Source organism: Pseudomonas sp. NPDC007930, from assembly GCF_042958985.1.
Classification (GTDB): domain Bacteria; phylum Pseudomonadota; class Gammaproteobacteria; order Pseudomonadales; family Pseudomonadaceae; genus Aquipseudomonas.
This window is the reverse complement of sequence record NZ_JBIBKC010000002.1, coordinates 43,921-67,394: the sequence shown is the minus strand read 5'-3', so window position 1 is coordinate 67,394 and position 23,474 is coordinate 43,921. Positions and strand designations below refer to the sequence as shown.

Annotated in this window: 24 protein-coding genes; 16 read left to right on the top strand and 8 right to left on the bottom strand. The window is 67.6% G+C overall.

Annotated features, from left to right (window positions below; translation table 11 throughout):
- Nucleotides 1–48: 48 nt before the first annotated feature.
- On the top strand, nucleotides 49–951 hold the full coding sequence (locus tag ACFZCE_RS04710) for an SDR family oxidoreductase (RefSeq protein WP_390936555.1): 903 nt from the start codon (nucleotides 49–51) through the stop codon (nucleotides 949–951).
- Here the strand turns inward: ACFZCE_RS04710 and ACFZCE_RS04705 are convergent.
- Nucleotides 926–1,429, bottom strand: coding sequence for a nucleoside 2-deoxyribosyltransferase (locus ACFZCE_RS04705; protein ID WP_390936553.1), 504 nt, complete (start codon nucleotides 1,427–1,429; stop codon nucleotides 926–928). The two genes, ACFZCE_RS04710 and ACFZCE_RS04705, sit on opposite strands and share 26 nt — an antisense overlap.
- Nucleotides 1,430–1,557: 128 nt before the next feature.
- Here ACFZCE_RS04705 and ACFZCE_RS04700 point away from each other — a divergent pair, with 128 nt between their 5' ends.
- Both ACFZCE_RS04700 and codA read left to right on the top strand, forming a co-directional pair.
- Nucleotides 1,558–2,508: a diguanylate cyclase domain-containing protein gene (locus ACFZCE_RS04700; RefSeq protein WP_390936551.1), complete on the top strand. Its 951-nt coding sequence runs from the start codon at nucleotides 1,558–1,560 to the stop codon at nucleotides 2,506–2,508.
- 51 nt (nucleotides 2,509–2,559) lie between these two features.
- On the top strand, nucleotides 2,560–3,810 hold the full coding sequence (gene codA / locus ACFZCE_RS04695; protein WP_390936549.1) for a cytosine deaminase: 1,251 nt from the start codon (nucleotides 2,560–2,562) through the stop codon (nucleotides 3,808–3,810).
- On the opposite strand, the gene ACFZCE_RS04690 is transcribed toward codA, so the two are convergent.
- Nucleotides 3,792–4,460 (bottom strand): response regulator, encoded by a 669-nt coding sequence (locus ACFZCE_RS04690; protein ID WP_390936547.1) that lies wholly within the window; start codon nucleotides 4,458–4,460, stop codon nucleotides 3,792–3,794. The two genes, codA and ACFZCE_RS04690, sit on opposite strands and share 19 nt — an antisense overlap.
- Entirely contained in the window at nucleotides 4,457–5,845 is a 1,389-nt protein-coding gene (locus tag ACFZCE_RS04685) for an ATP-binding protein (RefSeq protein ID WP_390936545.1), read from the bottom strand. The genes ACFZCE_RS04690 and ACFZCE_RS04685 overlap by 4 nt, the downstream gene beginning before the upstream one ends.
- Before the next feature lie 209 nt (nucleotides 5,846–6,054).
- Here ACFZCE_RS04685 and ACFZCE_RS04680 point away from each other — a divergent pair, with 209 nt between their 5' ends.
- The 4 genes from ACFZCE_RS04680 to ACFZCE_RS04665 all read left to right on the top strand — a co-directional run bounded on the left by ACFZCE_RS04680 (nucleotide 6,055) and on the right by ACFZCE_RS04665 (nucleotide 9,363).
- The gene (locus ACFZCE_RS04680) at nucleotides 6,055–6,816 is read left to right on the top strand and encodes a transporter substrate-binding domain-containing protein (protein WP_390936543.1); all 762 of its coding nucleotides are present in this window, start codon (nucleotides 6,055–6,057) and stop codon (nucleotides 6,814–6,816) included.
- A 3-nt stretch (nucleotides 6,817–6,819) separates the two neighbouring features.
- Nucleotides 6,820–8,154 carry a diguanylate cyclase domain-containing protein gene (locus tag ACFZCE_RS04675; protein WP_390936541.1) on the top strand — a complete coding sequence of 445 codons (1,335 nt, stop codon included), beginning with the start codon at nucleotides 6,820–6,822 and terminating at the stop codon, nucleotides 8,152–8,154.
- A 7-nt stretch (nucleotides 8,155–8,161) separates the two neighbouring features.
- The gene (locus ACFZCE_RS04670; protein ID WP_390936540.1) at nucleotides 8,162–8,893 is read left to right on the top strand and encodes a substrate-binding periplasmic protein; all 732 of its coding nucleotides are present in this window, start codon (nucleotides 8,162–8,164) and stop codon (nucleotides 8,891–8,893) included.
- Nucleotides 8,894–8,991: 98 nt separating this feature from the next.
- Entirely contained in the window at nucleotides 8,992–9,363 is a 372-nt protein-coding gene (locus ACFZCE_RS04665; protein WP_390936538.1) for an NUDIX domain-containing protein, read from the top strand.
- Here the strand turns inward: ACFZCE_RS04665 and ACFZCE_RS04660 are convergent.
- The 3 genes from ACFZCE_RS04660 to ACFZCE_RS04650 form a co-directional block, all read right to left on the bottom strand.
- Nucleotides 9,354–9,644 (bottom strand): DUF1652 domain-containing protein, encoded by a 291-nt coding sequence (locus tag ACFZCE_RS04660; RefSeq protein WP_390936537.1) that lies wholly within the window; start codon nucleotides 9,642–9,644, stop codon nucleotides 9,354–9,356. The genes ACFZCE_RS04665 and ACFZCE_RS04660 overlap by 10 nt on opposite strands.
- 175 nt (nucleotides 9,645–9,819) lie before the next feature.
- Nucleotides 9,820–12,336: a M10 family metallopeptidase C-terminal domain-containing protein gene (locus tag ACFZCE_RS04655; protein ID WP_390936535.1), complete on the bottom strand. Its 2,517-nt coding sequence runs from the start codon at nucleotides 12,334–12,336 to the stop codon at nucleotides 9,820–9,822.
- A gap of 236 nt (nucleotides 12,337–12,572) precedes the next feature.
- Nucleotides 12,573–12,785: a hypothetical protein gene (locus tag ACFZCE_RS04650; protein WP_390936534.1), complete on the bottom strand. Its 213-nt coding sequence runs from the start codon at nucleotides 12,783–12,785 to the stop codon at nucleotides 12,573–12,575.
- Nucleotides 12,786–13,095: 310 nt separating this feature from the next.
- On the opposite strand from ACFZCE_RS04650, the gene ACFZCE_RS04645 reads away from it, so the two are divergent.
- The 5 genes from ACFZCE_RS04645 to ACFZCE_RS04625 all read left to right on the top strand — a co-directional run bounded on the left by ACFZCE_RS04645 (nucleotide 13,096) and on the right by ACFZCE_RS04625 (nucleotide 18,243).
- On the top strand, nucleotides 13,096–14,112 hold the full coding sequence (locus ACFZCE_RS04645; RefSeq protein WP_390936532.1) for a substrate-binding domain-containing protein: 1,017 nt from the start codon (nucleotides 13,096–13,098) through the stop codon (nucleotides 14,110–14,112).
- A 75-nt stretch (nucleotides 14,113–14,187) separates the two neighbouring features.
- The gene (locus ACFZCE_RS04640) at nucleotides 14,188–14,973 is read left to right on the top strand and encodes a sugar phosphate isomerase/epimerase family protein (protein ID WP_390936530.1); all 786 of its coding nucleotides are present in this window, start codon (nucleotides 14,188–14,190) and stop codon (nucleotides 14,971–14,973) included.
- Nucleotides 14,974–14,975: 2 nt separating this feature from the next.
- The gene (locus ACFZCE_RS04635) at nucleotides 14,976–15,926 is read left to right on the top strand and encodes a PfkB family carbohydrate kinase (protein WP_390936528.1); all 951 of its coding nucleotides are present in this window, start codon (nucleotides 14,976–14,978) and stop codon (nucleotides 15,924–15,926) included.
- Between the two features lie 52 nt (nucleotides 15,927–15,978).
- Nucleotides 15,979–17,268, top strand: coding sequence for an MFS transporter (locus tag ACFZCE_RS04630; protein ID WP_390936526.1), 1,290 nt, complete (start codon nucleotides 15,979–15,981; stop codon nucleotides 17,266–17,268).
- Between the two features lie 9 nt (nucleotides 17,269–17,277).
- Nucleotides 17,278–18,243 (top strand): NAD(P)-dependent oxidoreductase, encoded by a 966-nt coding sequence (locus ACFZCE_RS04625; RefSeq protein ID WP_390936524.1) that lies wholly within the window; start codon nucleotides 17,278–17,280, stop codon nucleotides 18,241–18,243.
- Between the two features lie 94 nt (nucleotides 18,244–18,337).
- On the opposite strand, the gene ACFZCE_RS04620 is transcribed toward ACFZCE_RS04625, so the two are convergent.
- A complete protein-coding gene (locus ACFZCE_RS04620) occupies nucleotides 18,338–19,219 on the bottom strand; it encodes an MBL fold metallo-hydrolase (protein WP_390936522.1) in 882 nt (293 codons plus the stop codon).
- Between the two features lie 144 nt (nucleotides 19,220–19,363).
- Here ACFZCE_RS04620 and ACFZCE_RS04615 point away from each other — a divergent pair, with 144 nt between their 5' ends.
- Nucleotides 19,364–20,518: a hypothetical protein gene (locus tag ACFZCE_RS04615; RefSeq protein WP_390937478.1), complete on the top strand. Its 1,155-nt coding sequence runs from the start codon at nucleotides 19,364–19,366 to the stop codon at nucleotides 20,516–20,518.
- Nucleotides 20,519–20,524: 6 nt separating this feature from the next.
- Here ACFZCE_RS04615 and ACFZCE_RS04610 read toward each other — a convergent pair whose 3' ends face one another.
- Complete coding sequence (locus ACFZCE_RS04610) at nucleotides 20,525–20,947, bottom strand: response regulator (protein ID WP_390936520.1); 423 nt, start codon at nucleotides 20,945–20,947, stop codon at nucleotides 20,525–20,527.
- Between the two features lie 198 nt (nucleotides 20,948–21,145).
- On the opposite strand from ACFZCE_RS04610, the gene ACFZCE_RS04605 reads away from it, so the two are divergent.
- The 3 genes from ACFZCE_RS04605 to ACFZCE_RS04595 all read left to right on the top strand — a co-directional run bounded on the left by ACFZCE_RS04605 (nucleotide 21,146) and on the right by ACFZCE_RS04595 (nucleotide 23,449).
- Entirely contained in the window at nucleotides 21,146–22,537 is a 1,392-nt protein-coding gene (locus ACFZCE_RS04605; protein ID WP_390936518.1) for an amidohydrolase family protein, read from the top strand.
- Nucleotides 22,538–22,634: 97 nt separating this feature from the next.
- Complete coding sequence (locus tag ACFZCE_RS04600) at nucleotides 22,635–23,213, top strand: DedA family protein (RefSeq protein ID WP_390936517.1); 579 nt, start codon at nucleotides 22,635–22,637, stop codon at nucleotides 23,211–23,213.
- A gap of 68 nt (nucleotides 23,214–23,281) precedes the next feature.
- Nucleotides 23,282–23,449 carry a hypothetical protein gene (locus ACFZCE_RS04595; RefSeq protein WP_390936515.1) on the top strand — a complete coding sequence of 56 codons (168 nt, stop codon included), beginning with the start codon at nucleotides 23,282–23,284 and terminating at the stop codon, nucleotides 23,447–23,449.
- The last annotated feature ends 25 nt before the right edge of the window (nucleotides 23,450–23,474 follow it).

Sequence of the window (23,474 nt, the reverse complement as noted above, 5' to 3'; positions counted from 1 at the left end):
TCGAATCTTCCAAGTTAGCTGAATCTTTTCATCTACCAAGGAGCCACCATGAGCAAGGTTCGAAACCAGTACGCGATGCAGAACCCGTTGACCCAGTACCCGGCCCCGCCCTTTGCCGAACAACCCCAGGCCGCGCCGGGGCTGGACGCGCACATGAACCCCAAACCCGACCACGGTGAGCACAGCTACCAGGGCTTTGGCCGCCTCAAGGGGCGCAAGGCGCTGATCACCGGCGCCGACTCCGGCATTGGCCGGGCGGTGGCGATCGCCTTTGCCCGCGAAGGCGCCGACATCGTGCTCAACTACCTGCCGGTCGAAGAACGTGACGCCCGCGAAGTAGTGGGCCTGATCGAAGCCGAAGGCCGCCGCGCGGTGGCGCTGCCGGGCGACCTGAAAAACGAGCAGTTTTGCCAGCAGTTGGTCAGCCAGGCCCACGAGGCCTTGGGTGGGTTGGACATTCTGGTCAACGTGGCGGGCAAGCAGGTTGCCCAGCACAGCATTGGCGAGCTGAGCACCGAGCAGTTCGACGCCACCCTGAAAACCAACCTCTACGCGCTGTTCTGGCTGAGCAAGGCGGCGGTGCCGCTGATGCCCGCCGGGGCGACGATCATCAATACCGCGTCGATCCAGTCGTACATCCCCTCCGCCACCCTGCTCGACTACGCCACCACCAAGGCCGGCATCGTCGCCTTTACCCAGGCCTTGGCCAAGCAGGTGATCGAGCGCGGTATCCGCGTCAATGCCGTGGCCCCGGGGCCGGTATGGACGGTACTGCAGCCCAGTGGCGGCCAGCCCCAGGCGAAAATCCCGCACTTCGGTGAGCAGGTGCCGATGAAGCGCCCCGGCCAGCCGGCCGAATGCGCGCCGCTGTACGTGCTGCTGGCGTCGCAGGAGTCGAGCTACATCACCGGCGAGATCTTCGGCGTTACCGGCGGCAACCCGCTGCCGTAAGCCACGCCGCCAGGCGCGCCACACCAGCCTCGGCGCTGGCGCTGCAACCGGCCCAGGTGCAGGCCAGCATCAGGTTGCGCGGCAGGCCGAAGTCTTCGACCTGGTAGCCGCCGGCGCAACAGCCATCGGCGCCGTGGGGCACCTGCTCGCGTAGGGTTGCTGGCGCCACCCCGTAGGCCCACACCGGCTTGCCCAGGGCCACCGCCATGCCCACCTCGAACACCGTGCCGGAATCCGGCTCCAGCCCGCGGAACGCGCCGAGGTTGGCCAGCACGGCGTCGCAGCCGCGCAGCATCGCCAGGTTTTGCTCGCAGATCCAGCGCGCCGCAGCGGGCCCGGCCAGGCCCGCGGGCAGTTGGTTATCCAGCGGGTACAGCCCTTCCAGGCCGTGGCTGTGGCACAACTGGCGCAGGTAGGCGCCGTGGGCCACGGCGTCAGCGCGGAACACGTCGTAACCCGCCAGGTAGATACGCGCCATGGGCACTCCTTGAACGGTAAACAAACCGGGGTATTGTGCGCCGCAGCTGCCGTTGGTCAAGGCGCGTGTGGGCAACCGCCGCGCAGTGGCATGATGGCGCCCATTCACGCCGCCCAGGAGCCTGCCGCATGCCCACCCTCACCCCCGCCATGGACCAGGACCCAGCCGTTTACAAAACCCTGCTGGAATCCACCCGGGCGATCCCGTGGCGCATCGACTGGGCGAGCATGAGCTTCAGTTACATCGGCCCGCAGATCGAAACCCTGCTCGGCTGGCCGCAACACAGTTGGGTGGGCATCAATGACTGGGTCGAGCGCATGCACCCCGACGACCGCGACTACGTGGTCAACTTTTGCGTCAGCCAATCCAAAGCCGGCAGTGACCACGAAGCCGACTACCGCGCCCTCACCGCCAGCGGCGGCTATGTGTGGATCCGCGACGTGGTCCACGTGGTGCGCGACGCACAGGGCCAGGTACAGGCCCTGGTGGGCTTCATGTTCGACATCAGCGAACGGAAAAAAACCGAGGAACACCTGGCCCGCCTGCAAAAGCAGCTGGAGGAATACTCCTACCAGGACGGCCTGACCGGCATCGCCAACCGGCGCATGTTCGACAGCGTGCTCGAACGCGAGTGGGCCGATGCCCAGCGCACCCAGCAGCCGCTGTCGTTGATCGTGATCGACATCGACCACTTCAAGCAATTCAACGACCACTACGGCCATATCAAGGGCGACGAATGCCTCAAGCACGTGGCCCGCACCCTCAGCGTGGCGGCCAACCGCCCGCGGGATTTCATCGCCCGGCTGGGCGGCGAGGAGTTCGCCTGGGTACTGCCCGACACCGACCCCGCCGCCGCCCGGCAGATCGCCGAGCGGTGCCTGCACCTGGTGCGCCAGCAGCAGATCCCCCACGAGGCCTCGCCGATCAGCGCCACCCTCGGCCTGAGCCTGGGCGTGGGCACCACCGTGCCGAGCAGCAACGGCGCGGCGCTGGCGTTCGTCGAAAAGGTCGATGAACTGCTCTACATCGCCAAGCGCGCCGGCCGCCGCCGCGCCGAGTACGCGGACTTTCGCCGCTAGGCCTTTGCACGGCACAATGCTCGCGACCGCCGAAGGCATGGAGGAGTTGCGATGCACATCATCAATGCGCGCCTGCGCGGAAAAACCGGCCTGTACCGGGTCGCCTGCAGCGGCGCGCGGATCACCGAGGTGGCGCCCCAGGCCGAGGCCCAAACGGCCAGCGCCGGGGTGCTCGACGCCGCCGGCAACCTGCTGATACCGCCGCTGGTCGAGCCGCACATCCACCTCGACGCGGTGGCCACCGCCGGCCAGCCGGAGTGGAACAAAAGCGGCACGCTGTTCGAAGGCATCGAGCGCTGGGGCCAGCGCAAGGCGACCATCACCCACGAAGACACCAAGCAGCGCGCCCACGCCGGCATCCGCATGCTTGCCGAGCACGGCATCCAGCACGTGCGCACCCACGTCGACGTCACCGACCCCACCCTTGGCGCGCTCAAGGCGTTGCTCGAAGTGCGCGAAGAAGCCCGCGCGTTGATCGACCTGCAGATCGTTGCCTTCCCCCAGGAGGGTATCGAGTCTTACCCCGCTGGCCGCGAGCTGATGGTTCGCGCACTGGACATGGGCGCCGACGTGGTCGGCGGCATCCCGCACTTCGAGAATACCCGCGAGCAAGGCGTGAGTTCGCTGCACTTCCTCATGGACCTGGCCGAACAGCGCGGCCTGCTGGTGGATGTGCACTGCGACGAAACCGACGACCCGCACTCGCGGTTTCTCGAAGTGCTCGCCGAGCAAGCACGGGTGCGCGGCATGGGCAGCCGGGTCACGGCCAGCCACACCACCGCGATGGGCAGCTACGACAATGCCTACTGCTCGAAGCTGTTCCGCCTGCTCAAGGCCGCCGGGCTGAATTTCGTTTCATGCCCGACCGAGAGCATCCACCTGCAAGGGCGCTTCGACAGCTTCCCCAAACGCCGCGGGGTGACCCGCGTCGGCGAGCTCGACCGCGCCGGGCTGAACGTGTGCTTTGGCCAGGATTCCCTGCAAGACCCGTGGTACCCGCTGGGCAACGGCAACATTTTGCGCATCCTCGACGCCGGCCTGCACATCTGCCACATGATGGGCTACGACGACCTGCGCCGTTGCCTCGACCTGGTCACCGAGCACAGCGCGCGCACCCTGAACCTGGGCGAAGGCTACGGCATCGCGGTGGGCCGCCCGGCCAACCTGGTGCTGCTCGAGGCGCCAGACGACTACGAAGCGGTGCGGCGCCAGGCTAAGGCGCTGCTGTCGATCCGCCACGGCGAGGTGATCATGCGCCGCGAGCCGCAGCGGGTGAGCCTGGTTCACAACTCCAGGCAGTAACCCACGCCATAGATCGAGCGCACCAGGTCGCGCCCCGGCGCGGCCAGCTCGAGCTTGCGCCGCAGGTTCTTGACGTGGCTGTCGACGGTGCGGTCGGTGACCACCCGGTGGTCGTCGTAGAGGTAGTTCATCAGTTGGTCGCGCGACAGCACCTGGCCCGGCCGCGCCGCCAGTGCCGCGAGCAGGCGGAACTCGACCGGGGTGAGGTCCAGCGCCAGGCTGTCGAAGCTGGCGCGGTAGCCGGCGCGGTCAAGCTGCAAGCCTTGCGGCGGTTCGGGCAGCGGCGCCAGGCGGCGCAGCACCGCCTTGGCCCGGGCCACCACTTCGCGGGGGCTGAAGGGTTTGCAGATGTAATCGTCGGCGCCGATCTCCAGCCCCAGCAGGCGGTCGACTTCATCGACCCGCGCGGTGACCATGATCACCGGCACCTGGCTGAAGGCGCGCAGCTCGCGGCACACCTGCACGCCATCCTGGCCGGGGAGCATCAGGTCGAGCAGGATCAGATCATGCTGGCCGCGGCGAAACGCCGGCACCACCGCCAGGCCGTTGGCCACGTGCTCGGCGCGGTAGCCGGCGGCTTGCAGGTAATCGACCAGCAGCGAGGCGAGCTTGGGCTCGTCTTCGACCACCAGTACGTGTTGGCCGCTCATGGCTGGGCCTCCAGGGGCAATTGCAGGGTCAGGCCCAGCCCGCCCAGCCCGGAGGGCCAAGCGCGCAGGCGGCCGCCGTGCACCTCGATGATTGCCCGGCAGATCGCCAGGCCCAGGCCGGCGCCGCCGCTGGCGCGGTTACGCGACGCCTCGACCCGGTAAAAACGCTCGAACAGCCGCTCTTGCTCGGCGGCCGGCACGCCGGGGGCGGCATCTTCGCATGCCAGGCAGGCCCAGCCACCCTCGCGGTAGGCGCGCCAGCGCACCTGGCCACCGGCATCGGTGTAGCGCAGGCTGTTTTCCAGCAGGTTGTACAGCACCTGGCTCAGGCGCCGCTCATCGCCACGCACCGGCAGCGCCTGCAGGCTCAGTTCCAGGCCCAGGCCGCGCTCGGCCAGGCGCCCGCGAAAGGCCTCGGCGGCGTCGGTGGCCAGGGCGCCGAGGTCGAGTGGGTCTTGCCGGTAGCTGGGGCCGCCGACCTCGGCCAGCGACAGTTCGTAGAGGTCATCGACCAGCTTGGTCAACGCGCCCACCTCGCCCTGCAGCGAGGCCACCGCACCGGCATTGACCGGGCGGATGCCGTCTTCCATCGCTTCCAGCTCGCCGCGCAGCACCGCCAGCGGGGTGCGCAGCTCGTGGGAAATATCCGCCATGAAGTCGCGCCGTTGTTGCTCGTTGCGCGCCAGGGCCTGGGCCATGTGGTTGAAGTCCCGGCCCAACTGCGCCACCTCGTCGTTGCCCGCGGCGGGCACCCGCACCGTGAGGTCGCCCTCGGCCAGTTGCCGGGTGGCTTCTGCCACCCGCCGCACCGGGCGCAGCAAGGTGCGCGTCAACCAGCCGGCGATCACCGCCGAGACCAGCACGCATAGCAGGCCCACCAGCAGCCCCGAGCGCACCTGGCTGGCCTGGAAGCGCTGGTCACCCACGGTGCTGACGGTTTCGAACGGGGTCATCGCCAGCCAGCCGACCACCTGGCCGTGCACCTGCACCGGGCGCAGCACCGGCGCCGGGCCGAATTCCACATAGCCGGCCAGGTACTGCTGCTGGGCGTCGAGCAGGCTGATGCGCAGGAACGCCCCGGTCAGGTCCGACACCGGCGGGTGGCCGGGCTCGGGGCGTTGGCCGCTGTCGGTGTCGGGCGGGCGCATCAGGTGGAACCAGGCGCTGGGTTGTTCATCATTGAGAAACGCCCAGCTGCCATGCTCGGCGTAGGCTTGCTCGAAGCGCGGCAGGCTTTGCATCATCCGCGCCACCGCCTGCTCGTTGAGGTAGCCCAGAAAACCCAGGTTGAACGACAGGTACGCCGCCACCCCCATGGCCAGCACCACAACGGTGCACAGGGCCTGGACGGCGAAAAACACTTTGCGCGACAAACTGACGGTCATGGTGAACTCGGGCGGTGGCTGGTGGGTATTTGGCCCCTTTGTGCCCCGGCCTGACAAGCCGGCGGAAGAAATCTCCATATTGGCTGCACATTTGCTTCTAAAAGCTTCAGTGATTTGCCATGCTCCGCCTCAAGCGCCGGCGCTGCGGGCCGATACACCGATAGCAGGCCGGGGTGGGCCTGCAGTGGCATCGCCTGGGAGTCACGACCATGCCAGAGCTGTTCAAGCGTACCGTTGTTGCCCTGGCGCTGTTGGCGGCCGGGTTGGGCGCGAGCCTGGCCCGCGCGGCCGAACTGCAAGTGGTCACCGAAGAACTGCCGCCCTACAACATGACCGTGGACGGCAAGGTCACCGGCATGAGCACCGAAGTGGTCCAGGCCGTACTGGCGCGCCTGAAGCTGCAGGTGCCGATCCAGGTGATGCCCTGGGCGCGCGCCTACGACATCGCCCAGCACCAGGCCAACGTGCTGATCTACTCGATCGCCCGCACCGCGCAACGTGAAAAACTTTTTCAGTGGGTCGGCAGCATCGCCCCTACCCGCTGGTACCTGTACGCCTCCGCGCAAAACCCGATCAGCCTGCGCAGCCTCGACGACGCCAAGCGCTACCAGATCGCCACGGTCAATCAGGACGTCGGCGAGCAGTACCTGGCCAGCCACGGCTTTAGCGTCGGCCAGGCGCTGCAATCGAGTACCCGCTACGAACTGGACTACCAGAAGCTCAAGCGCGGCCATGTCGATTTGTGGATTTCCAACGAGCTGAACGCCAACTACATCGTCCGCCAGCTCGGCGATGACCCCGCCAGGGCGATCACCCCGGCGCTGGCGCTGCCCGAGCTGGGCGGTGGCGACGGCTTGTACATGGCCTTCAGCCTGGGCACCCCGGCGGCCACCGTCGAGCGTTTTCGCACTGCCCTGGATGCCCTGCACCAAGACGGTACCTATGCCGCCATCGCGCGCAAGTGGCTGTAGCCCTTGAACAACCGGCCGCTGTTCCCGCCCGTCGCCCCCGGCCAGCCACTTGGCCGGCGCCTGGTGCTGGCCACCCTGTGCTTTTGCCTGTTGTTCAGCCTGGCCACGGTGGCGGTGCGCAGTTGGCACGCCTGGGCCAATGGCCAGGCGATCATGAACTCCGAGCTGGCGCTGATCGACCAGGTGTTCCAGGGCCCGCTGGCCAAGGCCATCTGGGAGCTGGACCACGACAACCTCGACACCCAGCTCGACAGCGCCGCCCAGGCCGCGCCAGTCGGCCGGCTGGTGCTGCGCATCCCGCGGCCCGGGCGCGCCGACGAACTCGTCGAGCGCCGCCATGAGGGCTTCCAGGGCGCCGGCCCGGCGCCGGTGCTGCAACGCGACCTGACCATCGCGCCCTACCCCGGTGCCCGCGAGGTGGTCGGCACGCTGACCCTCGAAGGCGACCCGGCGGTGCTCTGGCAGCGCCTGTGGCGGGAGCTGGCGAGCATCCTGGTGACCCAACTGGTGCAGTCGCTGGCGCTGGCCGGGTTGATCATGGCGATGTTCAACCGGCTGGTCACCGTGCACGTACAGCACATCGCCCGCCACCTCGGCCAGTTGGGCCCGCACAACCTGGCGCTGCGCCTGCGCCTGCAGCGGCCAAAGCCGCGCAACGATGAACTGCAACTGCTCGAGGGCCGTATCAACGCCCTGCAGGGCAACATGGCCACCTACCTCGAGCGCCACCGCCTGGCCGAGCACGCCCTGGCCGAAAGCCGCGACCAACTGGCCGCCCAGGTGGCCCAGCGCACCGCCCAACTGCAGGAAGCCAACCAGCGCCTGGAGCACCTCTCGCGCAGCGACCCGCTCACCGGCCTGGCCAACCGCCGGCAGTTCGATGAAATCAAAGAACAGGAGTTTCGCCGCGCGCTGCGCATCGGCCAGCCGCTGAGCGTGCTGATGTGCGATGTGGACTACTTCAAACGCTACAACGACAGCTACGGCCACGCCCGCGGCGACGACTGCCTGCGCCAGGTCGCGCACCTGCTCGGGCAAACCTTCTCGCGCCCGGGCGAGGTGGTGGCGCGCCTGGGTGGCGAGGAATTCGCCGTGTTGCTGCCGGCCACCCCCGCCAGCGATGCCCGGCTGCTCGCCGAGCGCTTGCGCAACGGCCTGGCCGAGCTGCGCCTGCACCATGTCGGCTCGCCGATTTCACCGTGGGTCACGCTGTCGGTGGGCATCGCCGAATTCGACGCGGGGCTGTCCTGTTTCGACCAACTGCTGCAACGCGCCGACCAGGCCCTGTACCGCGCCAAGAGCGACGGCCGGGACCGGGTCGGCCAGTGGCCCAACTGAGGTGGCTATGCGCCAAGTTCTCGCCTGGCTGTGCTGTGCCCTGCTGGCCGCCCCGGCCCTGGCCAACGGTGCGCCCCTGCTCGGGGTCACCGAAGAGTCGTCGTACTCGTTCATGCAAGACGGCGAGGTGCGCGGGCCGGCGGTCAATGTGGTCAAGGCGGTGCTGGCCCGCGCCGGCCTTGCCGACTACCAGCTAGCGGTATACCCCTGGGCGCGGGCCTATGACCTAGCCCTGGGTGAGCCCAACGTGATCATCTTCCCGATCATCCGCACCCCGGCGCGGGAAGGCTCGTTCCATTGGGTCGGCGAGTTCGAGCGGACCGTGCCCACCCTGTACCGCCTGCGCAGCAGCGGGTTGATCCAGGTGGCCAACCTGGCCGATGCGCGCGACTACAGCATCGCCGTGGTGCGTGATGACATCCGCGAGCACTATTTAATGGCCAATGGCTTTACCCGTTTGGTGGAAACGGTCAACAACGCCGAAACCTTTCGCCGCCTGCTCTGCGGGCAAGTGCAGATCGCCGCCATGAGCCCACGGGAAATTCAACGCCGATGTGACCTCGAGCAGGTGCCGTGCGACCAATTCCAGCCGGTGCTTTCGCTGGATGAAATCACCGCGGGGCTTTATATCGCCCTGAGCCGGAACACACCCGATGACGTGGTTGTCAGAGTGACAGCGGCGTTCAATGCACTCAAGGCCGAAGGGGCTATCCCCAAGCTGTTGAGCCAGGGGCGCTGATCAAGGATGGCGACTGGCATCGTTCCTGCTTGTCATTTGTTACAGTAATATGACAACCGCGCTTTTTTCGTTCAGCGAAAGGCGCTAGGCGGTGGAACATGGCAAAACCGATCAAGCAACGCGCAACCATCATTTGCCGGCAGGATGAAAAAATCCTGTTTGTGCGCAAGGCCAAACATACCGCCAAGTGGAACCTGCCTGGCGGCAAGGTCGAGGCCGACGAGACCCCGGCGCAAGCCGCGCTGCGTGAGTTGAGCGAAGAAACCGGGCTGGCGCCGACCATGCTCGGCTACGTGACCCTGCGCGAGTTGGCGCGCACCCGCCATCATGTGTTCGAAACCGTGGTGGATACCACCCAGCAGGCCCAGCCGCTGAATGAAATCGCCGACTGCCGCTGGTTCAGTGTGCAGGAGCTGGCGGGCCAGAACGTGACCAAGGCGGTGCTGGCGCTGCTCGCCGATCAGGCCTGACCGCCCAGCAGGCTGCTGGGTTTGCCGTCCTGGGGGTGGGTGCGCTCGAACCATTCCTGGTTGGCTTTCAGTTCGCTGCGCAGTTCGGCGATCAGATTATTGACCGCGCGCACGCTGGTCAGCTCGCCAATCGGCACGCCCACCGCCAGCAGGTCGACCTGCCCGGTGGCGGGGTCCCACACTTCCACGGTCATGGTCCCGCCCGGGTGCATCTGGCAGCTGCAGGCCAGGGGGCGGAAGCTGGTTTCAACGATACGGCGCAATTCTGCGTTAGGGATCACAAGCGCTCTCCACGATCATTGGGGCCTTACTGTACTAGACGCTGCCACCAGGGTGGCTGTTCCCTGGCGAAGATGAACATCCGCCAAGGGACCGGCGCGGCGGCGTTCACCGCGCTAAAGGGTGCAATTGTGGTGCCGGGTTGGATCACTTAAACGTTTCGGCCGACCAAGTGCCCTACCCAGTATGCTCCGGCGCCCCGTGCCCCACCACCGCCACCTCCGCCGCATCGGCCAACACCAGGTCTGCCTCGCTCAGGGTTTGCGTGTAGTCCCCCGCCAGGGTCACCTGAAAGCGGTGGCCGTCGGCACCCGCCTCGTTGCTGCGCAGGTAGGTGCGGTCGCTGCCTGCATTGTAGGCCAGGCTCAGCGTGCCATCACGGCCGTTGCCCAGGCCGGTGAAGCCCAGCGCCGCGACGTCGAGTGTGTCCACGCCCACGGTAAAGTCGGTGATCACATCGGCGCTGCCCACGTAGCTGTCGGCACTGCTCTGGAACACGAAGCGGTCGCTGCCGGCGCCGCCGGTCAGGGTGTCGGCGCCCAGGCCGCCGACCAGTACGTCGTCGCCGGCATTGCCGTCAAGGGTGTCGTTGCCGGCGCCGCCGCTGAGGTAATCGTTGCCCCAGTCGCCGTAAAGGCTGTTGGCCTCGGCGCCGCCGCTGAGGTGCAGCGACGTCAGCGGCTGCGACGAGCTCACCTCTGTCGCCCCCGGCGCTGGCGCGAACAGCACGCTGTAGGCGTTGAGCTCGTTGGTGTGGTCGCCGGCCAGGAGGATTTCGAAGCGGTTGCCGTTGGCGTCGGGCTCGAGGGACTTCAACGCGGTGGCATCGCCGGCCTGGTTCAGCACCACCTTGAGGGTGCCATCGTAGCCGTTGCCCAGGCCGGTATAGCCCAGGGCAGACACATCGATGGTGTCGTGGGCGTTGCCGTTGAAGTCGGTGATCAGGTCACGCCCGGCGTAGCTATTGCTGGCATCGTTGCGGTAGCTGTCGCTGCGCTGGGTGTAGACGAAGGTGTCGGCGCCGGCGCCACCGGTGAGGGTGTCGCCACCGGCACCGCCGATCAGCCGGTCATCGCCAGCGCCGCCGTCGACGCTGTCGCGGCCGGCACCGGCCTTGAAGGTTTCGTCGGCGCCGCTGCCGGCCAGCACATCGGCGTGGGAGGTGCCGCTGACCAGCGGCTGCAGGTTGCTGTCGCTGAAGCTGCCGCGGTAGTCCCCGCTGAGCCCCACCTGGAAGCGCTGGCCATTGCTGCCGGCGTCGAGGCTTTCGAGGTAGGTGACGTTGGCCAAGCTGTCATAGCGCAGGCGCAAGGTGCCGCCGTGGCCGTCGCCCAGTTGGCCGTAGCCGAGGCTGGCGGCGTCGAGGGTGTCGTGGGCCACGTCGAAGTCGCTGATCAGGTCGCTGTGGCCGCCGGCATAGCTGTCGCTGACCCGGTCGAAGCGGAACACATCGTTGCCGCTGCCGCCGCTGAGTGCATCCGCGCCGGCGCCGCCGACCAGCACATCGTCGCCGCCACCCCCGGCCAGTTGGTCGTTGCCGGCGCCGCCCATCAGCAGTTCGCTCCAGCGCCCACCGTCGAGGGTGTCTGCCGCCGCGGTGCCCTGCACGATCAACCCGGCCGGGTTGTTGTTCACCTGGCTGCCGGCGCTGGTCACCTGCAGGTCGCCCAACTGGGTGCCGTTGATCACGTTGCCAAAGGCCAGCGTGCCGCTGACCTGGCCGTCGATCTCGGCCACGCCGTAGGTGGACTGCGCGCTGCCGGTGATGAGGTTGTCGTAGACCAGGTTCTGCACCGCCGGCTGGCCGTCCACGGCGCGGATGCTCACCTCCGCCGCGCTGCCGCCGAGGGCATTGCCGTACAGCTCGTTGGACGCCACATTGACGTAGCTGCTGCCTTGCAGCTCCACCGCCGAGCCCTGGTTATCGTGGGCGGTGACGCGGTTCACCCCGCCGTACTCGACGCCGCGCACGCGCACGCCGTCGCCGCCATTGCCCTGCAGCTCACCGCCGATCACGTTGATAAAACCGTTGCCGCCGCCATTGCTGTGCAGGTACAGGCCGTCGCCGGCGTTGCCTTGGGCGTCGTTGTCGGCCAGGGTCAGCGCCTTGCTGCCCACGGCCACGTCGAAGCCATGGCGGCCGTTATCGACGGCGCGGTTGTCTTGCACGGTGGCATTGACCAACGCGCCGAGGGCGAAGCCATCCAGGCCGTTGTGCTCGGCCAGGTTGTTGCGCAGCACCAGCCCACTGGCGTCCTGGCTGGCATCGATGCCCACCGCGCTGGCATCGCGCACGCTCACGCCGTCGAGGGTGACGTTGCTGCCCTGCACGCGCACGCCGGTCACCGTGGCGCTGCTGGCAGCAGCGTTGCCGTCGAGGTTGAGGTTGCTCACGCCCAGGTCGTGGCTGCTGCTGGAGGTGACCGCCAGCAACGCCAGCTTGCCCTTGGCGCCCTCGGCCAGGGCCAGGGTGCTCTGCGCGGCGCCACTGCCCGTGAGTTCTACGCCGCTTTTGAGCACCAGCGCGCTGCCGTCGCCATCGGCGTCCGCCACGATGAACGTGCCCTTGGGCACCACCACCTGGCCGCCACCGGCGGCACTGGCGGCGTTGATCGCCTTCTGGATCGCTGCCGTGTCGTCCGTAACCCCATCGCCCTTGGCGCCGTAGGCCCTAATGTCGAAAACCTGGGTCATGCCGTGCTCCTTAACGTACGTGTCGGTCCACTGCGAAGGTGGTGAGACCGCAGGGTTCGCCGTTTCGTTGACGGCAATGGGCCGGTATCCGACGAAGGGACGCTAACTGTTGGGATCCAGGTGGTTTTTTTGTGGCGGTTTGTTGGCGGTTAGCGTTCGGTGAGGTGGGCGGTGCTTGCCAGTGGTCATCTTGGCCGCGTGACTGCCGGAACGTTGCGCCCCACGCCACCTACTGATCACACGAGAAACATCCAAAACAGGTCTTTCAGTACAAGCCATGTGAGGCCGTGAAAAAGCGCAGCCATCAGTGCATAGGCACACAACAGCATGGCCACCAGGCATACCGCCAGGCCCGTCGCTCCCAATTTGACCGTATCCCAGAGGAGCGCCCCCCACGTCGGTTCGAGTACAGGCGGCACATCCATCTCATGCCCATCATTCGGGTCCATTGCCAACGCTCACCCTCCCACCTTATTAGCTTCAACGCGACCACCAAGGTTAGGGATGTTTCTATCCCGATCCTTTAAGGCCAGCCACTCACCCCGGAACCGAGCTTAACCATCCCCCCACCGCCACGAAATAAGACGATTCCGAAGCCTCTGTAGGAATTTTTACTTCAACTCTCAACCCTTCTATTGCAAGCCTTTCACGCCCCCCAGCAAAGCCCCTCTTGACGCCCAACCCGCAAATACGCTTTCCTGAAACCGTTTTCAACGCCCGCCTGGCGTACACAACAGCCACAACAAGGAACAGGCCCCCATGAGCAGCAACGCCCTGCCCCCTTCCCGCGTGACCATGGAAGACGTCGCCCGCCATGCCGGCGTGTCCAAGGCCAGTGTGTCGCGCTTTATCGGCGAGGGCCGCGGGCTGCTCAGCGAGGCGATCGCCCAGCGCATCGAGCAGGCCATCGCCACCCTGGGCTACCGCCCCAACCAAATGGCCCGCGCGCTCAAGCACGGCCGTACGCGGCTGATCGGCATGCTCGTGGCAGACATCCGCAACCCCTACTCCATCGCGGTGATGCACGGCGTCGAAACCGCCTGCCGGCAGCACGGCTACAGCCTGGTGGTGTGCAACACCGACCGCGACCCCGAACAGGAAAACCGCCAGCTGGCGGCGCTGCGCTCGTACAACGTCGAAGGCTTGATCGTGAACACCCTGGGCCAGCATGTGGCGCAGTTGCGCGAGCTGCAGCATGAGCTGCCGATCGTGCTGGTCGACCGCAAGGTCGACGGCCTGGGCACTGACCTGGTGGGCTTGGCCAACACCGAGGCGGTCGGCCTGGCGCTGGAGCACCTGGCCGCGCGCGGCTACCGCGAGTTGCTGTTGGTCAGTGAGCCGGTGCAGAACACCAGTTCCCGCCGCGAGCGCGCGGCAGCCTTCGAGCAGTGGCTGGCGGCCCACCCCGGGCTGCGTGGCCAGGTGCTCGAAACCGGCGAGCAACTGGGCCCGCGCCTGGCCGCCTGGCGCGCCCAGGGCGAGGGCCCGCACGCGGTGTTTTGCGCCAACGGCGTGGCGGCGCTGGCCACCACCCTGGCGCTGCGCGAGCAAGGCCTGGGGCTGTTCGATGAGGTGGGCCTGCTGGCCCTGGACGACCTCGACTGGTACCCGCTGGTGGGTGCCGGGATCACCGCGTTGGCGCAACCCACCCAGGCGATTGGCGAACAGGCGTTTGCCTGCCTGTTGCAACGGCTGCAGGGCGAGCAATGCCCACCGCGCAGCGTGAACCTGCCGGCCGCGCTGATCGTGCGCGGCTCCACGCCCGACCGAACGTAGGCGCCACCGGGGAACTCCCCCGCGCGGCGCACCGTCGTATCTACAAATGAAACCGGTTTCAGAGGAACAATAACAATGTCGCTCACCCCCGTTTCCATCAGCGCCTCCAGCTTCGGCGCCGACCTGATCCGCCAGCAGGGCCATCAGCCCTTTGCCGAGCTGGCCGCCCGCGCCGGCGCCAGCACCTTCGAAGTGCGCGAAGAACTCCTGCCCGAGGCGCCCAACCTGCCGGCCCTGGGCCAAGCCATTGCCGCGCTGGGCCTGGGTTGCGTGTACTCCTCGCCGCTGGAGCTGTGGCAGGCCGGCAGCAACGCGCCGGCGCTGGCCTTGGCGCACACCCTGGCCCAGGCCCAGGCCTGCGGCGCCCAATGGTTGAAGGTGTCGCTCGGCCACTACACCCCCAATGCCGACCTCAAGGCCCTGGCGGCCTTGCTGGCCGAGCAGCCGGTGCAACTGCTGGTGGAAAACGACCAGACCGCCCAGGGCGGCCGGGTCGAGCCGCTGGTGCAGTTTTTCACTGCCGCGGGGGTGCGCCAGGTGCCGGTGGCAATGACCTTCGACATTGGCAACTGGCAATGGCAGGCGCAGTCGGCGCTGGGCGCCGCGGCGCAGCTGGGCCAGTACGTGCGCTACGTGCACTGCAAGGGCGTGCGCCTGGCCAGCAGCGGAAAGCTGGTGGCGGTGGCGCCCAGCCTGATCGAGCTGAACCAATGGCCGCGCCTGTTGCAGCGCATGCCCAATGCCCAGTTGCGCGCCATCGAATACCCGCTGCAAGGCGACGACCTACTGGCGCTGACCCGCGCCGAGGTGGCGCGCCTGGCCGCGCTGGGCCAGCCGTTGGCCGTGGCACAGGAGGCCTGAGCATGAGCGCACTGGATGTGTTGTCGTTCGGCGAGACCATGGCCATGTTCGTGGCCAACGAATGTGGCGACCTGGCCGCCGCGCGGGACTTTCACAAGCGTATCGCCGGGGCCGACAGTAACGTCGCCATCGGCCTGGCGCGGCTGGGCTTCAACGTGGCCTGGCTGAGCCGGGTGGGCAACGATTCGTTCGGCCGCTTCGTGGTCGACACGCTGCGTGCCGAGGGCCTGGACTGCAGCCACGTGGCGGTGTGCCCCCACCACCCCACCGGCTTTCAGCTCAAGGGCCGCGAGGCCGATGGCCGCGACCCGGCGGTGGAGTACTTCCGGCGCAACTCGGCGGCCAGCCACCTGAGCGTGAGCGATGTCGCCGAGGGCCTGCTCGAGGCCCGCCACCTGCATGCCACCGGCATCCCGCCGGCGCTCTCGGCCAGCGCCCACGCGCTGGCCACGCACTTGATGGAGCGCATGCGCCAACTGGGCCGCAGCGTGTCATTCGACCCTAACCTGCGGCCCAGCCTGTGGCCCAGCGAGCAGGTGATGATCGACAGCATCAACGCCCTGGCGGCCAAGGCCCACTGGGTGCTGCCGGGGCTGGCCGAGGGCCGCCTGCTGAGCGGCCAGCGCGAGCCGGCCGACATCGCCGCGTTCTACCTCGACAAGGGCGTGGACGCGGTAGTGATCAAGCTGGGCCCGGAAGGCGCGTACTTTCGCACCGCCCATGCCGAGGCCACGGTGCCGGGCTTCGCGGTGGCCGAGGTGGTCGACACCGTGGGCGCGGGCGATGGCTTTGCCGTCGGGCTGATCAGCGCCTTGCTGGAGGGCCAGGGCTTTGCCGAGGCCACCCGGCGCGGCAACTGGGTCGGCAGCCTGGCCGTGCAAAGCGTGGGCGACAGCGAAGGCTTGCCGACCCGCGCCGCCCTGCAAGCCGCCGAATGGGCGCGAACCGCCTGAGGCGCGCGCCGTCAACCGAGTGATAACAATAAAGCCCTGTGAGGTACCCGCCATGACCGCACTCAAACTCGCCGCCAAACGCTGGTGGTTCCTGATGCCAGTGGTGTTCATCACCTACAGCCTGGCCTACCTGGACCGCGCCAACTACGGCTTCGCCGCCGCCTCCGGGATGGCCGACGACCTGCATATCACCCCGGGCATGAGCTCGTTGCTCGGGGCGTTGTTCTTTCTGGGTTACTTTTTCTTCCAGGTGCCGGGCGCCTTGTACGCCGAACGCCAGAGCGTGAAGAAGCTGATTTTCGCCAGCCTGATCGTCTGGGGCGCGCTGGCCAGCCTGACCGGGGTGGTCTCCAACGCCTATTGGCTGATCGCCATCCGCTTCTTGCTTGGGGTGGTCGAGGCGGTGGTGATGCCGGCCATGCTGGTGTATTTGTGCCACTGGTTCACCAAGGCCGAGCGCTCGCGGGCCAACACTTTTCTGATCCTCGGCAACCCGGTGACGATGCTGTGGATGTCGGTGGTGTCGGGCTACCTGGTGTACCACTTCAGTTGGCGCTGGATGTTCATTATCGAGGGCCTGCCGGCGATCATCTGGGCGTTCGTCTGGTGGCGCCTGGCCGATGACCGCCCGGCCCAGGCCGGCTGGCTCAGTGCGCAGCAAAAGGCTGACCTGGAGCACGCGCTGCGGGAGGAACAAAAAGGCATCAAGCCGGTGAAGAACTACGCCGAAGCGTTCCGTTCGCCGAAGGTGATCCTGCTGTCGCTGCAATACTTCTGCTGGAGCATCGGCGTGTACGGCTTCGTGATCTGGCTGCCGTCGATCCTCAAGCAGGGCCAGCAGATGGACATGGTCGAGGCCGGCTGGTTGTCATCGCTGCCGTACCTGGCCGCGGCGGTGGGCATGCTGGTGTGCTCCTGGGGCTCAGACAAACTGCAAGCGCGCAAAGCCTTTGTGTGGCCGCCGCTGCTGCTGGCCGCGGTGGCGTTCTACCTCTCCTACGCGCTGGGCACCACGCACTTCTGGTGGTCGTACGCGCTGCTGGTGATCGCCGGCGCCTGCATGTATGCGCCCTACGGGCCGTTCTTCGCGATCGTGCCGGAAATCCTCCCAGGCAACGTGGCCGGTGGCGCCATGGCGCTGATCAACAGCATGGGCGCGCTGGGCTCGTTCGCCGGGGCTTACCTGGTCGGCTACCTCAACGGCACCACCGGCAGCTTGAGCGCGTCGTACCTGCTGATGAGCGGCGCCTTGCTGGCTTCGGCACTGCTCATCCTGGGCCTGCGCAAACACCGTGAACCCGCCCCCTCTGCTGAGCGCCGCGCGCGCCACGCACACGTATAAGGACCGCCCATGAAAAAGCACGTGGTGCTCTATAAAAGCCTCTCGCCGGCCCTGCTCGCCCAGCTCGAAGCGGCCACCGAGGTGACCTACATCGAAGACCCGAAAAGCCCCGAGGGCCAGGCGCGCTTGCTGCAGGCCCTGCCCAGCGCCCATGGCCTGCTCGGCGCCAGCCTGCGGGTGGGGGATGAACTACTGGCACTGGCGCCCCAACTGGAGGTGGTGGCCAGCGTGTCGGTGGGGGTCGACAAGTACGACCTGGCAGCCTTCAAGCGCCGTGGCGTGACCCTGACCCACACGCCCAATGTACTCACCGACACCACCGCCGATACCGGCTTTGCCCTGCTGATGGCCACCGCCCGGCGGGTGGTGGAGCTGGCCGCCAAGGTGCGCGCCGGGCAGTGGAAGGAAAGCGTCGGCCCCAGCGAATTCGGCACCGATGTGCACCACAAAACCCTGGGTATCGTTGGCATGGGCCGCATTGGCCAGGCCCTCGCCCAGCGCGGGCATTTCGGCTTCGACATGCCGGTGCTGTACCACACCCACAGCGCCAAGCCGGAGGTCGACGCGCGCTTTGGCGCGCGCCATTGCAGCCTGGATGAACTGCTGCGCGAGAGTGATTTCGTGTGCCTGACGGTGCCCCTCACCGCCGCCACCGAAGGCCTGATCGGCGCCCGCGAGCTGGGGCTGATGAAGCCGGGGGCGATCCTGGTGAACATCGCCCGCGGCCCGGTGCTGGACGAAGCGGCGCTCATCGATGCGCTGCGCGGCGGCCGCTTGCGCGGCGCCGGGCTGGATGTGTTCAGCCAGGAGCCGGTGGCGCCGGATTCACCCTTGTTGACGATGGCCAACGTGGTGCCCACCCCGCACATCGGCTCGGCCACCCATGAAACCCGCGAGGCGATGGCGGCCTGCGCGGTGGAAAACCTGCTGGCGGGGTTGCGAGGGGAAGTGCCGCCGGATCGGGTGGTGTTGTAGGGGTTGCCGGCCTCCCACCAGATTTGTGTAAGCCCATGATTTACCAGGCAATACATAACCCGTGGGAGGCCGGCTGTGCCGGGCGAAGGGCCGGTCAAAACACATTCATCGGGATCTTCAAATAACGCACCCCACCGGCTTCGGCTGCCGGTAACTGCCCCGCGTGCAGGTTCAACTGCACCGCCGGCAGCATCAGCAGCGGCAGTTCGAGCCCGGCATCGCGGGCCTTGCGCATCGCCACGAAACTCGCCTCGTCACTGCCCTCATGCACATGCAGGTTGGCCTGGCGGTGTTCGGCCACGCTGTGCACCCACTGCAGCGGGCGGCCTTCGGGTTGGTAGTCGTGGCACAGGTACAGCGCGGTGGCCGGCGGCAACGCTAGGATGCGCTGGATCGAGCGGTACAACTGGCCTGCATCGCCGCCCGGGAAGTCACAGCGGGCGGTGCCGTAGTCCGGGCTGAACAGGGTGTCGCCAACAAACGCCGCGCAGGGCTCGCCGCCCACTTCCAGCACGTAGGTCACGCAGGCCGGGGTGTGCCCGGGGGTGTGCAGCACCCGCAGGGCCAGGTTGCCCAGCGCCAGGGTGGCGCCGTCGTCGAGCAGCAGGTCGAAGGGTTGGCCGCTGCCGGCCGGGTAGCGGCCCAGGTCGAACCAATGGGCAAACACCGCCTGCACCTGGCACACACCCTGGCCGATACCGACCTGCCCGCCCACCTCGCCCTTGAGGTACAACGCTGCCGAGAGGTGGTCGGCGTGCACGTGGGTGTCGAGAATCCAGCGCACGGTGGCGCCCAGCTCGCGCACCCGCGCGGCCAGGCGGTCGGCCGACTCGGTGCCGGTGCGCGCCGAGCGCGGTTCATAGTCCAGCACGCTGTCGATCAGCGCGCAGTCACCCGTGGCGGGGTCGAGCACCAGATAGCTGAAGGTCGAGGTAACCGAGTCGAAAAACGCTTCTACCTGCGGGCGATCAGGCATGGGGGCCTCCTTTACAACATGGGGTACCGGGGCAGTATGGCCGCCTTGGCCGGGTTGCGCCGGGGCGGGTTTGCATTTTTAGCGCGCCGACTGTATATAGATACAGCCCTTATCAACCCACTGCGTGGAGGCCCGAGCATGGTGATGCGCCTGGTCGACAAACACGGCGCACTGCTGCGCAGCCTCACCGCCGCCGAGCAAGCGCTGCTCGAAGGCTTTGCCCTGGCGCGCCTGCAGGGCCGTGAACAATTGCAGGCCAACCAATGGCTGCTCGGCGTACGCGCCGCCGGGCACTGGCTGGCCTGCGATTGCCAGGCCGGCGCCTGGCCGATGCTCAACGTCACCCTCAACGGCCACACCGGCACGCTGTTCCTGAAAAACAACCCGGGCACCCCCGACCACGCCGCACAATGCCCGTTCGCCCACCAGGCCCGCGCCGAGGAAGGCGGCGAGCCCTCCTTGCCGGCGGCTTGGCTGGCGCCAGACGCACCGCTCAAGCTGCTGGCCGACTTCAACGACCCGGAACGCGGCAAACACCGCGCGATGCTACTCAACCTGTTGCTCACCTGGCTCGAGGCCGCGGGCCTGAACACCTTCGTGCCCAGCCACAAGCGCAGCCTGACGGAGCAATTTTCCGCCCTGCGCGACGTCGCGGCGCGCTACCCGCTGATCGAACGGGTACCGGCCAGCCACTACCTCGAAACCCGCCTGGACATGAAACACCTGATGATGCTCAAGGCGCGGCTGCAGGCCTCTAGCGCCTTTGGCCGGCACCGCCGCCATGGGCTGCTGCTCGACTGCGTGAACGAAGTGCGTGGGCGTAAGGTGTACAGTGAGCGCAGCAGCGCCGGCTTCGACTTCCAGGGCCACCACAGCCTCTGGGGTGGCGCCCACAGTGGCGGGCCGCTGCTGGCGATGGCGCTGTATTCACCGGCGGTGCCGGGCAGCCAGTTTTATGAACTGATCCACATCGCCAGCCTGCCGGTGCTGTCGCGCCAGCACTTGTTCCCGGTGTTCCGCGCCGAAGAGCGCGAGCCACTGCATGCGTTGGTCCGGCTAATCGAGTGGATGGCCGGCAAAGGTGTTCAGGTCACCTTGCGCCGGCCCGTGCTGGGGGGGCATGGGGAAGACGAACTGCTGCTCAGCGCCGCCGGCGACCGGGTGCTGGCCGTTTCGCTGCTGGGCCAGCCACGGGGGCCGGAACCCCAGTCAGACACCTTCAAGCGCCTGGCGGATTTCAAAAGCATCGACACGTTCTGCAAGTACGTCGCGGGCTTTTTCATGCGCGCCCGCGAATAACCCGGCTCAGTGGCGGGCCGGCTCGCAGGTCACCTTGTTCACGCTGTCGATCAGTTGGCCAATGCTCCAGGGTTTGGGCAAGAACGCCACCTGGTTGGCAATCCCGGCGGTTTCCGGGGTTTCGTGGCCGCTCATCACGATCACCGGGATGTTCGGCCATTGGCTGAGCACGCGGTTGGTCAATTCGGCGCCGTCGATCGAGCCCGGCATGCGGATGTCGGTGATCATCAGGTTGAAGCGGTCGGCGTGGTCCAGCAGGCTGGCCATGGCCAGGTCCGCGTTTTCGCAGGCTTCGGCCTCATAGCCTTCGCCGGCCAGCAATTCGCACACGAATTCGCGGATGATCGGCTCGTCTTCGACCACCAGTACCCGGCGCGCCTCGTGGATGCCACCCAGTAATTCCGTTTCTTTGAAGATTGCGCCAGCCATTTGATTTATTTCCTGATTTTTTGCATTTGAAGGTTTGCTGCCTCACTTATGGGGTTCGTCAACACCTGAGGCGTTTAATTCGCAGGTTGCGCTTGGCGAGCCGACAAGCGGTCAGCGCGCCGCTGCGCCCGGAACCATCGCCGCGCGCGCTGCCTCCAACGCCGAAGCCCACCTCAACGCCCGATGGGAGAGCCTTGTATGCGTACGCCCTGCTCCTTCGACCGCCGCCACCTGCTCAAGGGCGCCGCCTGGCTCGGCGCGCTGCTCGCCAGTGGCGGCGCCAGCGCCCGGGTGCACCCGGCCACCGCCACCGGGGTGCGCCCGCACTTGTTGATCCGCAACGCCACGCTGCTGACCATGGATGCCCGCCTCGGTACCCTCAGCCAGGGCGATGTGGAAGTACGCGACGGCCAGATCATCGCGGTGGCCGCCCACCACAGCGCCGCGGGGGCGCAGATCATCGACGCCCGTGGCATGTTGCTGATTCCCGGGCTGGTCGATGCCCACTGGCATTTATGGAACAGCGGCCTGCGCAACTACGCGCCCACCGCCGAGCGCCAGCCGTACTTCAAGGCCATGGCGGCGGTGAGCCAGCGCTTTACCCCGGCGCTGAGCTACCTTGGCGTGCGCATCGGCCTGGCCCAGGCCGCCGAGGCCGGGATCACCACGGTGAACAACTGGGCGCATAACCTGCGCAGCCCGGAACACGCCAGCGCCGAACTCAACGCCATGGCCGAAAGCGGCCTGCGCGGGCGCTTCTGGTACGGCTACCGGCAGGATTTACCCGCCGATGCGCCGATGGACTACGCCGACCTCGAACGGCGCCTGGGCCAGGCCAACGGCTTGCTGGATTTCGGCCTCGCCGCGCGCGGCCCGGAGCGCACCCCGGCGGGCATCTGGCAGGCCGAATGGGCCTTCGCCCGCCAGCACCGGTTGCCGATCTCGACCCACATCGGCGTGACCGCCCAGGCCCAGGCCAAGCAGGGCCTGCAGCAATTAGCCCAGGCCAATGGCCTGGGCGCCGACGTGCAGTTGGTGCACGGCACCCACCTTAGCGATGAAGACCTCCGCGCGGTGGCTGGAAGCGGCGCCAGCCTGTGCCTCACGCCGCTCACCGAACTGCGCGTGGGCTATGGCCTGGCACCGCTGCCGCGGCTGCTCGCGGCCAAGGTGCCGCTGAGCCTGGGCATCGACACGCTGACCCTCGCCGGTAATGCCAACCCTTACCAGGTGATGCAGGCCACTCTGGGCCTGGCCACCGGCCTGGCCGAGGATGAAATGGCCCTGAGCCCACAGCAGGTGCTGTACTGGATGACCCAGGGCGGCGCCGACAGCCTGGGGCTGGGCGGCAAGGTGGGCTCGATCACCCCCGGCAAGCGCGCCGACCTGGTGCTGATCGACAGCCGCCGCCTGGGCTTGCTGCCGCTCACCGACCCCGCCGCCGCGGTGGTGCAGGCGGCCAGCCCGAGTGACGTCGACACGGTGATCGCCGACGGCCGGGTGATCAAGCGCGGCGGGCTGCTGATCGGCATCGACACCCGCGAACTGGCCGCTGAGGCCAACAAGGCCTGGAAGCACCTCGCCGGCTAAGCGCGGCGCTGATAATCACTATCAGCCATCGTAAGTGGTACCGCGGCAGGGGCGCGGGGATCATAGCCCCATCGCCACCCACCGCCGGTATCCCGCCATGGACAGCCTGCAACCTCTGGACAACACCGGCGCCGTGCTTCTGGTGTTTCTCAATGTACTGCTCGAACAGCTCGGCCTGCCCCTGCCCGCCTACCCGACGCTGGTGGTCAGCGGCGCCCTGGCGCTGCGTGACCCAGCCCTGTTTGCCGCACTCTGGGGCCTGGGGGTGTTGGCCTGTACCCTGGCCGACGCCAGTTGGTACTGGGCCGCGCGGCGCTACGCCGGGTGGATTCAGCGCGCCCGCGGCCGCCTGTTCGGTGCGCCGCGGGGTACCCCACGCCGGGTCAGCGCCCAGGCACTGCTGCTGGCCAAGTTCGTGCCCGGCGCCGGCGCCTGGGTCACCCTGGCCGCGGGCAGCCAGGCCACGCCGTTTGGCCGCTTCCTGAAATATTCGGTGGCCGGCTCGGCGCTGTGGGTGGGCTCGGCGCTGCTGCTCGGCGCCTGGCTGGGCGACGCCCTGTTGCCGTGGCTGGCACGCTTCGGCCACTACGCCGCCGGCGCCTTGCTGCTGGGCTTGGGCGTGCTGGCCGTGGCCCACTGGCAGCCGCGGGGCCCGGGTGCCGCTGGGCGGAGTTGAGCCGTGGCGGGGAACAAAGCCCGGTTTTGCGTTTCGAACGCAAGACGTTCGAAAACGAAGGTTACCCGATGTCGAAGATTCTCAACCCCGTGCAAATCGTCGCCAGTGCCCTGGCCATGCGCCCGGCACCCGCGGAACCGGCCGCCAGCGTGGCCGCCGACAGCGACGAACCTCCCGAACGCAGGGCGGCCAAGCCGCGCACGCGGCTGCCGCGCCAGCCGCTGAAAAAACCCTGAAAGCCCTGATTCTCCCGGTGGTTTT